The 15,548-nt window shown below is 64.9% G+C and carries 13 protein-coding genes; 11 read left to right on the plus strand and 2 right to left on the minus strand.

Going from position 1 to position 15,548, the window contains the following annotated elements; translation table 11 throughout:
• Nucleotides 1–74: 74 nt before the first annotated feature.
• Genes ACVIIV_RS19270 through ACVIIV_RS19280 form a run of 3 tightly spaced genes read left to right on the plus strand, consistent with a single transcriptional unit; the run spans nucleotide 75 to nucleotide 4,155 of the window.
• Nucleotides 75–1,988, plus strand: coding sequence for an SDR family NAD(P)-dependent oxidoreductase (locus ACVIIV_RS19270; protein WP_456745570.1), 1,914 nt, complete (start codon nucleotides 75–77; stop codon nucleotides 1,986–1,988).
• A gap of 2 nt (nucleotides 1,989–1,990) precedes the next feature.
• Nucleotides 1,991–3,211 carry a glycosyltransferase family 4 protein gene (locus ACVIIV_RS19275; protein ID WP_456745571.1) on the plus strand — a complete coding sequence of 407 codons (1,221 nt, stop codon included), beginning with the start codon at nucleotides 1,991–1,993 and terminating at the stop codon, nucleotides 3,209–3,211.
• Nucleotides 3,208–4,155, plus strand: coding sequence for an NAD-dependent epimerase/dehydratase family protein (locus tag ACVIIV_RS19280; RefSeq protein WP_456745572.1), 948 nt, complete (start codon nucleotides 3,208–3,210; stop codon nucleotides 4,153–4,155). The genes ACVIIV_RS19275 and ACVIIV_RS19280 overlap by 4 nt, the downstream gene beginning before the upstream one ends.
• Here the strand turns inward: ACVIIV_RS19280 and ACVIIV_RS19285 are convergent.
• Both ACVIIV_RS19285 and ACVIIV_RS19290 read right to left on the minus strand, forming a co-directional pair.
• Nucleotides 4,143–5,162, minus strand: a complete 1,020-nt coding sequence (locus ACVIIV_RS19285; RefSeq protein WP_456745573.1) for an MraY family glycosyltransferase — start codon at nucleotides 5,160–5,162, stop codon at nucleotides 4,143–4,145. The two genes, ACVIIV_RS19280 and ACVIIV_RS19285, sit on opposite strands and share 13 nt — an antisense overlap.
• Complete coding sequence (locus tag ACVIIV_RS19290; RefSeq protein ID WP_456745574.1) at nucleotides 5,159–6,118, minus strand: lysylphosphatidylglycerol synthase transmembrane domain-containing protein; 960 nt, start codon at nucleotides 6,116–6,118, stop codon at nucleotides 5,159–5,161. Before ACVIIV_RS19290 ends, ACVIIV_RS19285 begins: the two co-directional genes overlap by 4 nt.
• Before the next feature lie 209 nt (nucleotides 6,119–6,327).
• On the opposite strand from ACVIIV_RS19290, the gene ACVIIV_RS19295 reads away from it, so the two are divergent.
• From ACVIIV_RS19295 to ACVIIV_RS19330, 8 genes are all read left to right on the plus strand, one after another.
• Nucleotides 6,328–7,317 carry an SDR family NAD(P)-dependent oxidoreductase gene (locus tag ACVIIV_RS19295; protein ID WP_456745575.1) on the plus strand — a complete coding sequence of 330 codons (990 nt, stop codon included), beginning with the start codon at nucleotides 6,328–6,330 and terminating at the stop codon, nucleotides 7,315–7,317.
• A gap of 7 nt (nucleotides 7,318–7,324) precedes the next feature.
• Nucleotides 7,325–8,737, plus strand: coding sequence for a mannose-1-phosphate guanylyltransferase/mannose-6-phosphate isomerase (locus ACVIIV_RS19300; protein ID WP_456745576.1), 1,413 nt, complete (start codon nucleotides 7,325–7,327; stop codon nucleotides 8,735–8,737).
• Nucleotides 8,738–8,919: 182 nt separating this feature from the next.
• On the plus strand, nucleotides 8,920–9,924 hold the full coding sequence (locus ACVIIV_RS19305) for a Gfo/Idh/MocA family protein (RefSeq protein WP_456745577.1): 1,005 nt from the start codon (nucleotides 8,920–8,922) through the stop codon (nucleotides 9,922–9,924).
• Between the two features lie 10 nt (nucleotides 9,925–9,934).
• Nucleotides 9,935–11,122, plus strand: coding sequence for a DegT/DnrJ/EryC1/StrS family aminotransferase (locus ACVIIV_RS19310; RefSeq protein ID WP_456745578.1), 1,188 nt, complete (start codon nucleotides 9,935–9,937; stop codon nucleotides 11,120–11,122).
• Between the two features lie 265 nt (nucleotides 11,123–11,387).
• Nucleotides 11,388–12,542, plus strand: a complete 1,155-nt coding sequence (locus ACVIIV_RS19315; RefSeq protein ID WP_456743006.1) for an IS481 family transposase — start codon at nucleotides 11,388–11,390, stop codon at nucleotides 12,540–12,542.
• Between the two features lie 112 nt (nucleotides 12,543–12,654).
• Complete coding sequence (murJ, locus tag ACVIIV_RS19320) at nucleotides 12,655–14,181, plus strand: murein biosynthesis integral membrane protein MurJ (protein WP_456745579.1); 1,527 nt, start codon at nucleotides 12,655–12,657, stop codon at nucleotides 14,179–14,181.
• A gap of 317 nt (nucleotides 14,182–14,498) precedes the next feature.
• On the plus strand, nucleotides 14,499–14,954 hold the full coding sequence (locus ACVIIV_RS19325; protein WP_456748776.1) for a DoxX family protein: 456 nt from the start codon (nucleotides 14,499–14,501) through the stop codon (nucleotides 14,952–14,954).
• Nucleotides 14,955–15,376: 422 nt separating this feature from the next.
• The gene (locus tag ACVIIV_RS19330) at nucleotides 15,377–15,538 is read left to right on the plus strand and encodes a hypothetical protein (protein ID WP_456745580.1); all 162 of its coding nucleotides are present in this window, start codon (nucleotides 15,377–15,379) and stop codon (nucleotides 15,536–15,538) included.
• The last annotated feature ends 10 nt before the right edge of the window (nucleotides 15,539–15,548 follow it).

The following is a 15,548-nucleotide window of genomic DNA, read 5'->3' on the forward strand; positions in this document are numbered from 1 at the left end:
GGCTGGCAAGTCTTGTCCAGATGGGCTATCAGCGCGGTCAGGTTGCATCTCACTGGGTTTTCATCGGTCGGCGGATGACGCGTCTTTCGCATCTCACCTTGCGCAATTTCCTGATCGCGCTCCACGACCTGCTGGCGACCACGGCGGCGCTTTTTGCCGCCTTCTATGTGCGATTCGAGGGTGGCGACGGTTTCTACGCCCGCTTGCCGCTGCTGTTTCAGATCTTGCCCTACTTCCTCGCCTTCAGCGTGGTCGTGCTCTTCCTCTGCAATCTGACCACGACGAAATGGCGCTTCATCTCGCTGCCTGACGCGCTGAACATCATTCGCGCGGCGACCGTGCTCACGGTTGCCCTGCTCGTGCTCGACTACATCCTCGTTGCCCCCAACGTCCGCGGCGCCTTCTTCCTCGGCAAGGTGACGATCGTCCTCTACTGGTTTCTCGAGATCTCCTTCCTCAGCGCGCTGCGCATGGCCTACCGCTACTTCCGCTATACGCGGGTGCGCCGTCATGCGAGGACCGATGATGCTGCGCCGACCTTGCTGATCGGCCGCGCCGCGGATGCCGAGGTGCTGCTGCGCGGAATCGAGAGCGGGGCGATCAAGCGGATCTGGCCGGTCGGCGTACTGTCGCCGTCGAGCGCCGACCGCGGCCAGTTCATCCGCACCGTGCCGGTGCTGGGCGGCATCGACGACGTCGAGGACGTCATCGCCGATTTCGCCAAGCGCAACAAGCCGATCGCGCGCCTCATCATGACGCCGTCGGCGTTCGAGCCGGAGGCCCATCCGGAATCGATCCTGATGCGGGCGCGCAAGCTGGGCGTGATCGTCAACCGGATGCCCTCGCTGGAGAGCGGCGACGTGCCGCGGCTCACCGCGGTTGCGGTCGAGGACCTGCTGCTGCGGCCGAGCGAGAAGATCGACTATGCGCGCCTCGAGGCCCTGATCAGGGGCAAGGCCGTGCTCGTCACCGGTGGTGGCGGCTCGATCGGCTCGGAGATCTGCGAGCGCGTCGTGGCGTTCGGCGCCGCGCGGCTCCTGATCGTGGAGAACTCGGAGCCGGCGCTCTACGCGATCACCGAGGCGCTTGCCGCGCAGGGCGCGGCAGCCGAGATCGCAGGGCGGATCGCCGACATTCGCGACCGCGAGCGCATCATGCGCCTGATGGCGGAGTTCAAGCCGGATATCGTGTTTCATGCCGCGGCGCTCAAGCACGTTCCGATCCTCGAACGCGACTGGAGCGAAGGCGTCAAGACCAACATCTTCGGCTCGATCAACGTTGCGGATGCCGCGGTGGCGGCCGGCGCCGAGGCGATGGTGATGATCTCGACCGACAAGGCGATCGAGCCGGTGTCGATGCTCGGCCTGACCAAGCGCTTTGCGGAGATGTACTGCCAGGCGCTGGACCACGACCTCGCCGCCGGGGCGCGCGCGGCCAAGCCGCCGATGCGGCTGATCTCGGTCCGGTTCGGCAACGTGCTGGCCTCGAACGGCTCGGTGGTGCCGAAGTTCAAGGCCCAGATCGAGGCCGGCGGCCCGGTGACCGTGACGCATCCCGACATGGTCCGCTACTTCATGACCATCCGCGAGGCCTGCGATCTCGTGATTACCGCGGCCACGCATGCGCTCGGAACGCAGCGTCACGACGTCTCGGTCTACGTGCTCAACATGGGCCAGCCGGTGAAGATCGTCGATCTCGCCGAGCGCATGATCCGCCTGTCCGGACTGCAGCCCGGCTACGACATCGAGATCGTGTTCACCGGCATGCGGCCGGGCGAACGCCTGCACGAGATCCTGTTCGCCTCGGAGGAACCAACCCGCGAGATCGGCGTCGCCGGGATCATGGCCGCGCAGCCGAACGAGCCGCCGATGCAGACGCTGCGCAAATGGATCGCGGCGCTGGAGCAGGCGATCGCGCGCGACGATCGCGCCACCATCAGGACCATCCTGAAGGATGCGGTGCCCGAATTCGGGTCGACCGCGGCCTGACCATGCAGCCTCGAGGCAAGATCGTCGTCGCGAGCCAGCATTATCCGCCTGACCCGAGCACCACTGCGGCGATCATGGCCGAGATAGCGTGCCGTCTCGCTGAAGACCACGAGGTCGTCGTGCTCTCGGGCTCGCCGGGCGCGCTGCCGGCCGCGCAGACTGGTCCGGGCAAGCCGCGCGTCGTCATGGTCAAAAACCGGATAACGGGCAAGGCGGCGCTGGTGCGGCGCGGAGTCTCCGAGCTGTTGTTTGCGGCGCGCACATTCTTTGCGTTGATCCGCGAGCTGAAGCGGGGCGACGTCGTGCTCACGGTCACCGCGCCGTTCATGCTGCCCTATGCGGTGGCGGCGGCGGCAAGGGTCAGGGGCGCGCGGTCGGCGCTGATCATGCACGACCTCTTTCCCGACGTGCTGGTGATGGCGGGCCTCTTGAAGCCCGGCTCGTTCGTGACACGGACGATGCGCGCCGCCAACAGCCTGATGTTCCGCGCGCTCAATGCCGTCGTCACCATCGGCCGAGACGCGGAACGGCCGCTGCTCAGCTATTCCGGGATGAGGCGGAGCAAGATCCGCTTCATCCCGAACTGGGCGACGCTGGTGCCCGCGCCGCGGCCGGTCACGTCGGACAATCCATTCCGCAAGGCGATTTCCGCGCGCTTCATCGTCGGCTTGTCGGGTAATCTCGGCTTCACCCATGATCCGGAGATCGTGTTCGAAGCGGCGCGGCTTCTGAAGGACGAGGCGGGCATTCACTTCCTGCTGTCGGGATGGGGCGTCGGCTTCGAACGGCTGAAACAGTTGCAGGCGGCGGCGAACCTGTCCAATGTCTCCTTTGTCGGGCGCGTCGAGGATTCCGAGCTGGAAGCGTTTCTGGCCTCCGCCGATCTCTGGATCATTCCGTACCGGAAGAACGTTGCGGGAGTGTCGGTGCCGAGCCGGTTCTACAATCTGCTGGCGGTCGGCCGTCCCGTGGTGCTGGTGTCCGAGCCGGAGGCCGAGGCCGCGTTGACGGTCGTGGAGAGCAGGCTCGGCTGGGTCGTGCCGCCGGGTCGGGCCGACCGGCTCGCCGAAGCGATCCGCGCCGCGTTCCGTTCCGACGACGACACCATCGCGGCGCGCGCGGTAAAGGCGGCGTCCCGGTTCGACAGGACGACCGCGATGAACGCCTATGCCGCGCTGATCGACGAATTGTTGCGCAACCCGGACCTTTCGGAGCAGCGATGAGCGAGCGTAAACCGGTCGTGCTGGTGACGGGAGCGAGCGGCTTCCTCGGCCGTCATCTCGTGCCGGCGCTCGCGCGCGGGGGATGGTCGGTCCGACGCGCGATCCGCAGCCCGGAAGGTGTCGACGGCGAGGTCGTGATCGAATCGATCGGTCCCGAGACCGACTGGCGGGCCGCGCTGGACGGCGTCGACGCCGTCATCCATCTCGCCGCGCGCGTGCACCACAAGCACGAGGAGCACGCGGTCCAGCTCTACCGCAATGTCAACATCGCCGGCACGCTGCATTTGGCGCGCTGCGCGGCGACGGCCGGCGTGCGCCAATTCATCTTCATCAGCACCGTTCTCGTTCACGGCCGCACCAATGAAGGCCGCGCGCCGTTCAGCGAAAACGACGTCCTGACGCCGCGCGGTCTCTATGGCATGTCCAAGGCCGCGGCCGAGGCAGGCCTGAGGACGCTGGCGCGCGACAGCGACATCAAGATCACGGTGATCCGGCCGCCGCTGGTCTATGGCGCCGGTGCCAAGGGCAATTTCGCGCTGCTGACGCGCGCGGTGAGCCTGGGGCTGCCGCTGCCCTTTGCGGCGATCAGCAACCAGCGCGCCTTCCTTGCCGTGCAGAACCTGTCGTCGTTCATCCTGCGCCGGCTCGGCCATCCCGATCCCGCCAGCAATTTCGAGATATTCCTGGTGGCCGACAGGGAACAGGTCTCGACGCCCGAGTTCATCAGGCGCCTGGGCACTGCGTCCGGCCAGCGCCCGCGGTTGTTCGGCATGCCGCCGAGGCTGCTCTCGACGCTGCTCAGCGTGATGGGCCGGCAGGATACGCTTGACAGCCTGATCGGCTCGCTCGAGCTCAACATCTCCAAGGCGCTCGCGACCGGCTGGCAGCCGGAGGTCTCCCTGGACGAGGGGTTGCGGCGCGCGCTGTCGGCTCAGGACGCCTGAGCGCGGGAGAAACGCCGCAGCACGAGTGCGACCGCGCCCGTGCCCGCGAGCAGGGAGACGATGGTGATCGTCATCGAAGCGGCGCGAACGGTGGCGATGGCGAGCAATGCCAGCACGAGATTGAGCGCGAATGTCTCGCCGACCACCCGCTTGACCGTGAACCCGTTGTCGGTTGCGCGCTGATAGAAGTGGGTGCGGTGTGCCGACCAGAACGGTTCGCGCCTGATGATGCGCCGAAACAGCGTGATGGTGGAATCTGCAAGATAATAGGCGGGCAACAGCAGCGCCGCGGCCGGCTGTCCCCGAAAGGCGAGCTCCAGCAGGCACCAGCCGAGCAGGAGGCCGATCGGCAGGCTGCCGACATCGCCCAGGAAGACTTTTGCGACGGGACGGTTGAACGGCGCAAAGCCGAGCATGGCGCCGCACAGCGCGGCGGCGATCAGCACGGCCGGCCACGGGAGATCCCCGAGCATTCCCAGCAGCAGCAGCGCAGCGGTGACCGGCACGACTTCCGCCACCGTCATCAGGTCGAGGCCGTCCATGAAGTTGACGAGGTTTACGAACCAGACACCGGCAAGGACGACGAGGCCGCGCTCCAGCGCAAGCGGCAGCGCCGGCACGATGCGCGCGGTCTCGGGCGCGGTGAACACGACTGCGCCGACGCAGGCTGCCTGCAGCACCAGCCGCACCAGCACCGGCAGCGATACGATGTCGTCGGCGAAGCCGACCAGCGCGATCACGACCGTCGCAGCGACCAGCGCCGGCGGGATCGCGACATTGGCCGAGGCCCCCCAGAGCGAGGCGACGACCAGGGTCGCGGCGATCACCGCGATGCCCGCGCCCTGCGGCGTCGGAATACGATGTGAGGAGCGCGCATTCGGCCGCGCCAGTGCGTAGCGCTGGAGCAGGGGGCGGCTGGTCCAGGTGACGAGCGCCGAGACCAGCGCGGCGATTGCAACGGCAAGCAGCAAGGGCGCGCCGGCGAGCGCATCGGCGGCCGAGCTCACTCGGGCACTCCGATCGGAGCCGACCCTTGCGCGGCTTTCTCCGCGCTGAGGATCCAGACGAGGCCCCCGAATGCGCCGACGATGAAGAACACGGCGCCGAACAGCAGCGAGACGTTGACGCCCTCGTTGGGGGCAAGTCCCGCGAAGCCGAACGCAAGGCTCATCGTGGCTTCACGCACGCCCCAGCCGGCGATCGAGATCGGCATCATCGTGATCAGCATCACCGGCGGCACGAGCAGAAAGACGTCGCTGAAGCGAACCGGGGCCGCAATCGACTGCACGACGCACCAGGCGATCACGACGGCCAGCACGTGAACGAGCACCGACAGGATTGCGATGACGGGTCCGCGGGTGCGGCTGAAGATCACGCGATTGGCGATCACGGCACAGGCGTGAATGTGATGCGTCGCCCACCAGGTCTTTAGCCAGCGCCATTTCAGCGCGCCGAATATCAGGAAGCCGACGCCGCCGGCGAGCGCCAGGAGATCGATGAGCAGCAGCGCCGAGCGCCCGTGCGGATCGGTGATGAGGGTGTAGCTCCAAGGCAGGCTTGCGACGATCACGATCGCGAGTGCGATGAGACCGATCGCGCGGTCGACGAAGATCGAGTAGGTCGCCGCACGCCAGCCGGCGCCTGCGCGCGCGACCAGCCACAGCCGGACCGCATCGCCGCCGATCGCCGACGGCAGGGTCTGGTTGAAGAATGAGCCGATCACGTTGTAGCGCATGGCGCGGCCGAGCTCGAGCGGGGCGCCGCAGACGGCGCTGATCTCGCGCCAGCGCAGCACGCCGACGAAGATCTGCAGGAACGTGACCGCGATCGCGACGCCGATCCAGAACAGGCTGGTCACGCTGAAGCGCGAGAACAGTTCGGACAGGTCGACCTTGCGTAGCGCCAGGTAGAGCAGCGCCGCGGAAATCAGGATTTTGGCCGTCGACAACAGGATTCGGCGCATCTCGCCCGCATGAACAGGGTTTGCGAAGATTTGAGGCAACCCGACGCGAGGCGCCGAATTCGGCCGCTTTGGTATGGTCTTGGCGCCGATCTTGCAATAGCCGTCGTTAAGGACGCCGTGAGGAGCCCTCGTGAGGAGCGGCGAGCCTATTGCGGGCCCATCGAGCTGGCGGCTAAACAGGATCGAGCAAGGGATCCCCAGGGAACAGGATGACGGATCAGGCGATTTTGGTCACGGGTGCCGCCGGCTTCATCGGCTTTCACGTCGCCCGGCAGCTCCTGGGCGAAGGCCGTGCCGTCGTCGGGCTCGACAATCTCAACAGCTATTATGATCCGGCGCTGAAGAAAGCGCGCCTTGCGCTGCTCAGGGGCGAGCCCCGCTTCTCTTTCGTCGAGGCCGATCTCGCTGACCGCGCGACGATGGCGGCGCTGTTTGCGCGACATCGTTTTGCCAAAGTCGTGCATCTCGCGGCGCAAGCCGGCGTGCGCTACTCGATCGAGCAACCGCAGACTTACGCCGATTCCAATCTTGTTGGCTTTCTCAACGTGCTGGAGGGCTGCCGCAACAACGGCTGTCGTCATCTCGTCTACGCCTCGTCATCCTCCGTTTACGGCGCCAACACAAAACTGCCATTTGCGGTTGCGGACCGCACCGATCACCCCGTGAGCTTCTATGCCGCGACCAAGAAGGCGAACGAGGTGATGGCGCAGTCCTACAGCCATCTCTATCGCCTGCCGGTCACGGGGCTGCGCTTCTTTACCATTTACGGCCCGTGGGGCCGGCCCGACATGGCCATGTTTCTGTTCGTGAACGCCATCATGGCCGGCAAGCCGATCCGGCTCTTTAACCATGGCAAGATGCGCCGCGATTTCACCTATATTGACGATGTGACGCGCGTAGTGTCGAAGCTGATCGATCTCGTGCCAGCGGACGATCCGGCTGCCGCAAATGCGCCGTTTAAGCTCTACAATGTCGGCAATCATCATCCGGAGGAACTGATGCACGTCGTCGGTCTTCTGGAGCGGGAGCTGGGCCGGACGGCGATCAAAGAATTGCTGCCGATGCAGCCGGGAGATGTGCTGGAAACGTTCGCGGATGTCGAGGATTTGATGCGCGACACCGGCTTTGCACCGTCAACGCCGATCGAGCATGGGGTCCATAATTTCGTCACCTGGTATCGGGACTACTTCAAGGTTTGAGATCACGATGGACAAACGCATAATCCCCCTGATCATGTGCGGCGGTGCCGGCACGCGGCTGTGGCCCGCTTCGCGCGAGGTGCGCCCCAAGCAATTCCTGCCGCTGTTCGGCACGCGCTCGACATTCCAGGACACGCTGCTGCGCGTGTCCGATCCCTCGCTGTTCGACCGGCCGATCGTCATCACCAACGCCTCCTATCGCTTCATGGTGCTGGAGCAGCTGGCCGAGATCGGCATCGAGGCCGACGTCATCCTCGAGCCGATGCGGCGCGATTCCGGCCCTGCGATCGCGGCAGGCGCGGCGTTCGCGCAGAACCGCGCCAGTGAAGCCATCGTGCTCGCGCTCGCGGCCGATCACGTGATGCAGGACAATGCCGCCTTCGTCGGCGCCTGCCGCGAGGGCCTTGCCGCCGCGAGCACCGGGCGCATCGTCACCTTCGGCGTGAAGCCGGAGCGGCCGGCGACCGAATACGGCTACATCAATCCGGGCGAGCCGATCTCCGGGGAAGTGCATGCGGTTGCGCGCTTCGTCGAGAAGCCGGACGCGGTGAAGGCATCCGACTACGTCAATTCGGGCTATCTCTGGAACAGCGGCAACTTCATGTTCCCGGCCACGATGCTGCTCGACGAATATCGCAGGGTCGATGCGGGAAGCGTCGAGGCCGTCGCCAGCGCCGTCAACAATGCCGGCCGCGATCTCGGCTTCGTCACGCTGGAGCCCGAGGCGTTCGGCGCCGCGAAGGCGATCTCGATCGACTATGCGGTGATGGAGAAGACCGCGCGCGCCGCCGTGGTGCCGGTGTCGTGCGGCTGGTCCGACGTCGGCTCCTGGCACGCGGTGTGGGAGCTGTCCGAAAAGGACGCGCTAGGTAACGCCGCGCACGGCACCGCGGTGTTCGAGGATTCCCGCAACTGCAACGTCACCACGGATTCCGCGCTGGTCGCGCTCGAAGGCGTTGACGATCTCGTCGTGGTCGCCACCGCCGATGCGGTTCTGGTCTCGCGCCAGAAGGATGCCAACGGTCTGAAGCGCCTGGTGACGAAGCTGAAGGCGGTCGCACCGAAGGTCACCGAGGAGCATCTGAAGGTGCACCGGCCCTGGGGCAGCTATCAGTCCGTCGACAATGGCGAGCGCCACCAGGTCAAGCGCATCGTGGTGAAGCCGGGCGGGCGGCTGTCGCTACAGAAGCATCACCATCGTGCCGAGCACTGGATCGTGGTGCGGGGCACGGCCCAGGTCACCGTCAACGAGGCCGTGAAAACGGTGCACGAGAACGAGTCCATCTACATCCCGATGGGCGCCGTCCACCGGATGGAGAATCCCGGCAAGATCCAGCTGGAACTGATCGAGGTCCAGACCGGCTCTTATCTCGGGGAAGACGACATCATCCGGATTGAAGACGACTATCAAAGGTCGTAACCAGCAAACTCCGAATCACGCGACCCGGGCCGAGAAGCGGTATCTTTTTCGGCTTAAGGCCCGGGGAACGTGTAACTTTTTGAATCAAATCGTGTCCTGCCCGCAAGGGCGGCATTCGCCACAAATGTGGCGTCCGTGCTAGAAGCGGCCCGGGGATTTGCGTTGAATCGGGGTTTGCTCAGATGAGTTCCAAAGGGTCTGCACCGGCAAAGGCCGGCTTGCGCGTCGGCGTCATTGGTGCCGGTGTGATGGGCAGCAACCATGCGCGCGTGCTCAGCGGTCTTCCCGGCGTCAGCCTCGTCGGGGTCGTCGATCCCTCGCCGGCGCATCGCACGCGGGCCACGGAACTTGCCAATTGCGAAAGCTTCGAGACGCTCGACCAGCTCTTCGCCGAAGGCGTCGATGCCGTCACCGTCGCGGCGCCGACCCATTTGCATCATGAGGTCGCGCTCGCCTGCATCGCCAAGAACATCCACGTGCTGGTCGAGAAGCCGATCGCGTCGACGGTGGAGGAGGGCCGCGAGATCGTCGCCGCCGCGCAAAAGGCCGGCGTGACGCTGATGATCGGCCACGTCGAGCGCTTCAATCCGGCCGTCGCCGCCGTCAAGCAGGCGATCGCGGGCGAGGACATTCTCTCCATCGCGATCACGCGCGTCGGCCCGTTCCCGCCGCGCATGTCCAATGTCGGCGTCGTCATCGACCTCGCCGTGCACGACATCGACCTGATCCGCTGGTTCACCGAATCCGACATCGTCGAGGTGCAGCCGCAATTGTCGAGCGCGGTCGCCGAGCGCGAGGACATCGCGCTGTTGCAGTTCCGCACCGCCAATGGCGTGCTCGCCCACATCAACACCAACTGGCTGACGCCGTTCAAGGCGCGCAGCGTCACGGTCGCGACGCGTGGCAAGTACGTGATGGGCGATCTGCTCACGCGCCAGGTCACCGAGTGCTTCGGCTTCAAGCCGGACGGCAGCTATTCGATGCGGCATCTGCCTGTTGGCCACGACGAGCCGCTCCGCGCCGAGCTGATCGCGTTCTTGAAGGCAGTGCGCAACGGCGAAGCTCCGGCGGTGACGGGCGACGAAGGCGTCGCCAGCCTCGAGATCGCCACGCAGTGCCTCGAGACACCCTCGCGTCCGGCCGCGACGGCGCCCGCCCGCAAGGCTCCGCGCCGCGTCGCCGGCTGATCTCTTCTCCATGTCGACCACTCAAGAAGGCGCCAAGAATCAGGTCATGAACCAGCATCTGCGTCCCGAGCCCATTCCCTTCATCGACGTCGCCTCGCAGCGCCGCCGCCTCGGCGCCTCGCTCGATGCGGCCGTCAAGCGCGTGCTCGATCATTGCCAGTTCGTCAATGGACCCGAGGTGTTCGAGCTCGAGAAGCAGCTTGCGGCCTACGCTGGCGCCAAGCACGTGATCGGCTGCGCCAGCGGCACCGATGCGATCCTGATGGTGATGATGGCGAAGAATGTCGGGCCCGGTGATGCCGTGCTGTGTCCGTCCTTCACCTTCATCGCGACGGCCTCGCCGGTGGCGCGGACCGGTGCTACGCCTGTCTATGTCGACGTCGATGAGACGACCTTCAACATGAGCCCGGAGTCGCTCAAGCGCGGCATCGCGACCGCCCGCAAGGCCGGCCTCAAGCCCGTTGCGGTGATTCCGGTCGACCTGTTCGGCCAGCCTGCGGATCACGACGCCATCGCCGAGATCGCCAGGGACGAAGGCCTGTTCGTGCTCGACGACGCCGCGCAAGGCTTTGGCGCGAGCTACAAGGGCCGCAGGCTCGGCACGCTCGGGCACGCCACCGCGACCAGCTTCTTCCCGGCAAAGCCGCTCGGCTGCTTCGGCGACGGCGGCGCCATCTTCACCGATGACGACGATCTCGCGGCCACGCTGCGCAGCATCCGCGTGCACGGGCAGGGGGTCGACAAATACGACAACGTCCGCCTCGGCCTCACCGGCCGGCTCGACACCATGCAGGCCGCGGTCCTGATCGAGAAGCTGAAGATCTTTGACGACGAGATCGCCGCCCGCAACCGGGTCGCGGAGCGCTACGCGCGGGGCCTGAGCAACGTGGTGACCGTGCCGCGCCTTGCAGCTGGCAACACCTCGGTCTGGGCGCAGTACACGATCCGCCTGCCCAAAGGCACCGACCGCGACGGCTTTGCCGCCGCGCTGAAAGCCCAGGGCGTGCCGACCGCGATCTATTACGGCAAGTCGATGCATCAGCAGACCGCCTACAAGCAGTACCCGGTCGCCGAGGGCGGATTGCCGGGTTGCGAGAGCCTGTCGCAGAACGTCATCAGCCTGCCGATGCACGCCTACCTGACCGAAGCCGACCAGGAGCGAATCATCGCCGCCGTCCGCGGCGCGCTCGCGGGCTGATCTTACCCTCTCCCCTTGTGGGAGAGGTGGCTCGCCGCAAAGCGGCGAGACGGGTGAGGGGTCTCTCTCCGCACGGTATGCTCTGAGAGATACCCCTCACCCGATTGAGTTTGTATCTACCAGCGTCGCTGCCCTCTCCCGCAAGGGGAGGGGGCGCAGCCATTGTCCAGACCGGATAGATGGGTAACACAGTAGACCGGATGGATGGGTAACAGTTCTCTATCGGCTGGAGGATCAGCCGATGCCTTGGCGAGAGAGCTGTGCAATGGACCAGCGGATTAGCTTCATATCGGAACAGCGAACCGGCTTGTGGACGATGACGGAGCTTTGCGAGCGATACGAGATCAGCCGCAAGACCGGTTACAAATGGCTGGATCGTTACCGGTTGGAGGGACCTGGAGGACTTGCCGATCGCTCCCACGCCGCGCGGGTGCATGGGCGAGCGACGCCGCAGCACATTGTGGATGCGATCGTTGGGCTGCGGCTCGAGCGGCCGAGCTGGGGACCGCGCAAGATCGTCAGCAAGCTTGAGGCTCGCCAAGGGGATGTCGATTGGCCGTCGGCCTCGACGGCGGGCGAGATTCTCAAGCGGGCGGGACTGGTCAGCAGCCGTCGGGTCCGGCGACGAGCGCCGCCGCGTATGGGACAACTGACGGTGCCGCAGCATGCCAACCATGTATGGGCTCTCGATCACAAGGGCTGGATCCGGCTGGGCGACGGATCTCGCGTTGAGCCCTTCACGGTGACCGATGGCTTCAGCCGCTATTTGATTAGCCTGGCGGCGACGGGCAGCACGCAATATGCCGAGTGCCAACCGCTGCTGGAGCGGGCGTTTCGCGAGCACGGCTTGCCGCAGATCATCCGTTCCGACAACGGCTCGCCGTTCGCCTCAACCGGAACCACCGGTCTGACGGCGCTGTCGGTATGGTGGATCAAGCTTGGCATCAGTCATGAACGAATTGATCCTGGCCATCCGCAGCAGAACGGCCGACACGAGCGTTTTCACCTCACGCTTCTGGAAGCCATGCGGCCACCGCCGCCGACCAAGACCGCGCAAGCCCGCCGGTTCGCAGCATTTGTGCGCGACTACAACGAAGAACGGCCGCACGAGGCACTTGGGCAGCGTCCACCTGCCAGCGCCTACCACGCTTCTCCTCGTGCGATGCCAAGTCGGCTTCCGGAGCCGGATTATCCGGTCGAAGCGGCGGTGCGCCAGGTTCGCTCCAATGGCGAGATCAAATGGCGCGGCGATCTCATCCATCTCTGCAGCGCTCTCGCTGGGGAAACCGTTGCCGTGGAGGAAGCCGCTGACGGGCAATGGCAAGTACGTTTCTTCAACGTGCCGATCGGCATCATCGACCAAAAAACATCAACGCTGCGGCGCTGCGCTAGCGCAGCGCCGCAGCGGACCGAACCATGAACGACTGTTACCCATCCATCCGGTCTGTTTTGTTACCCATCCATCCGCTGGACACCATGCTGATCGCAAGATGCAATCGACCTCTGCCCGATAAGCCTCTAGAAGAGTCCGCATGCTCGGACGCATCTTCACGGTCGGTGGTTACACGCTGCTCTCGCGGCTGACGGGGTTTGCCCGCGACATCATGCTCGCGGCGATCCTCGGTGCCGGGCCGGTGGCCGACGCCTTTTTCGTGGCGCTGCGGCTGCCCAATCATTTCCGCGCGATCTTCGCCGAGGGCGCCTTCAACGCCGCCTGGGTGCCGGCCTATGCGCATGTCCATGGTGAGAAGGGCGAGGCGGCAGCCCACTTGTTCGCCGACCGCATCTTCACGCTGCTGCTGGCCTCGCAGGTAGTGCTGCTAGTCGGCGCCTGGCTGTTCATGCCGCAGGCCATGAGTATCCTCGCGCCGGGCTTCTCCGAGGACGCCGAACAGCGCAAGCTCGCGATCGAGCTGACGCGGATCACCTTCCCCTATCTGCTGCTGATCACGCTGGTGACGCTCTATGGCGGCATGCTCAACGTGATGCAGCGCTTCGCCAGCGCTGCGGCCGCCTCGATCTTCCTCAACGTCGCGATGATGATGACGCTTGCGGTTGCCGTCTGGTTTCCGACCGCGGGCCATGCCGCGGCCTGGGGCGTCCTCATCTCCGGCTTTTTGCAATATTTCCTGCTCGCGGGCGATCTCGCCCGCCACGGCGGGCTGCCGCGCTTTGCGCCGCTCAAGCTCGATGAGGACGTCCGCGGCTTCTTCAAGGCGTTGGGGCCTGCGACGCTGGGCTCGATGGGCACGCAGGTCGCGCTGTTCGCCGACACGATCATCGCGACGTTTCTGCCTGCCGGCGCGCTGTCGGCGCTGTACTATGCCGACCGGCTCAATCAATTGCCGATTGGCGTCATCGGCATCGCCATCGGCACCGTGCTGCTGCCCGAGATGTCGCGGCGCATCACGGCCAACGACCATGACGGCGCAATGAAGGCACAGCGCCGCGCCTTTGATTTCACGCTGTTGTTCTCGATACCGTTCGTGGCGGCTTTCATTACCGTGCCGGACGCGATCATGCGCGCGCTGTTCGCCCGCGGCGCCTTCTCGAAGGCCGATGCCGCCGCCGCTGGCGCCACGCTCGCGGCCTATGCCATCGGCCTCATCCCCTTCGTGCTGATCCGCAGCGCGGTCGCGACCTTCTATGCCCGCAAGGACACTGCAACGCCGGTGCGCGCGTCGCTGACCGGCATCGCGGTCAACGTCGCGCTGAAGGTCGCCTTGATGGGATCGCTCGCCCAGATCGGCCTCGCGCTCGCGACCGCCATCGGCGTCTGGACCAATCTCTTGCTTGTGCTGTTCTTCGCTGTGCGGCGCGGCTTCCTCGTGCCGGACCGCGCCTGGCTGATGTCGCTCGGCAAATTCCTGCTGACCGGGATCATCCTCGCCGCGGCGTTCTGGCTGATCGCGCGCTTTGGCGGTTCTTGGCTGGGCTCGATGCACTTCCGGGACGAATTGATGCTGGTCCTGTTGGCCGTCGGGGGCACGATCGTTTACGCGCTCTCGATCCTCGTGCTGTTCGGCCGGAGCTGGCTGGTCTCGCTGGTCCGCGGCTAGGCCCATACCGAAGGCCAGCACTCCTACCCCGTCATCATCGCGCCGGACAAGCGCCCGGAAGCCAAGTCCATGAGCGGTCGGACCGTTTGCTTGCTAGGAGACACTAAAGCGCGATGAGATTTGGATGAATCGTCATCGCGCTTAGGTTGTTGATTACGCATGATCTTTCCGGAAAACCGCTTCGCACTTTTCCGGATCATGCTTTAGGCATCTACAGCGCATCATGCGCCCCGCCGGGAGCCCTTCATGCGGTTCGCCGATCGTGTTACGATGTTCCAGGTGCCGCCCTCAGGCAAACACGCGATGAGGCATTGACCATGCCGTTCCGCTCTCTCCCGCCCACATCTCGGATCGACGAATTCGCCACCAGCAATGCCGACCTGCTGATCCTGATCGGCCGCATCCTGCTTGCATGGGTTTTTGTTGGCAGCGTGTACGGAGCACTTACCAACTTCAGCGGCTCAGTGAGCTATTTTCGGTCGCTGAACCTTCCAGTGCCCGAGCTGTTCACGACGGTTACCGTTGCGGTGGAAATACTGATATCGGCTGGTTTGATACTCGGCATTGGTACGCGCTACTGCGCAATTTTGGTCTTCGTATTTGTAGTCTCGGCCACCGCAATCGCGCATCGTTACTGGGAATATCCCGCCGGTCCGCAACAGATTGGGCAGTACAACAATTTCTTGAAGAATATCTCGATAGCGGGGGGCGCTTTGTTGATCCTGGTCACAGGAGCGGGGCGGTTCTCCCTCGATCGGAGGCTGGCAGGCTAGCATCGTGTTCGTTTCAGCCTCTCTCTGCGTGATAGCAAATAACTTACCTGAACTTGAACTTGCCTGAACTTGCGTCGAGCCAAGCATCGTCGCCCCCTCGCAGAGCTGAGAGAGGTGTGCGGCCGCACGATGTGCGCGCGCGTTGGTCAGTTCGTCCTTGCGCCATCGGCGCGAGGCGCAGCTCTGCCAGTTTGGCAGCTGCCAAACCGCGCCCTTGAGGCCGTTATTGCGTCACTTCGCCCTAAGCCTGAACGCAACCTGGAGCAGATGGCCAAGGAATCTCGAGAGAGGCTTCAAGCGCTCGGCCATGATCCCGAAGAAAAGCATCAGCCACGTCGCCAGCGCGGCACACCACAATAGGACTTCCAATGTTTCGGGCATGAGAACACCCTTTCAAACAAGTACTTGAAATGCGAGCAGTCTTGCCGAACGAGACCCGCGTGGCAAGTCCTCCAATAAGTGGCAAGACGCCGAAATACTCGGAAGAGCGTTGGTTCACCATGACATTCGCCGAAGCACTGTATCTGGGTGTGTGCCGGGGAAGCAAAACCAATCTGCTGCTGGCGCTTCTCTTCGCGGTGTGACCAGGCGAAT

Source organism: Bradyrhizobium sp. USDA 4354 (assembly GCF_054060315.1).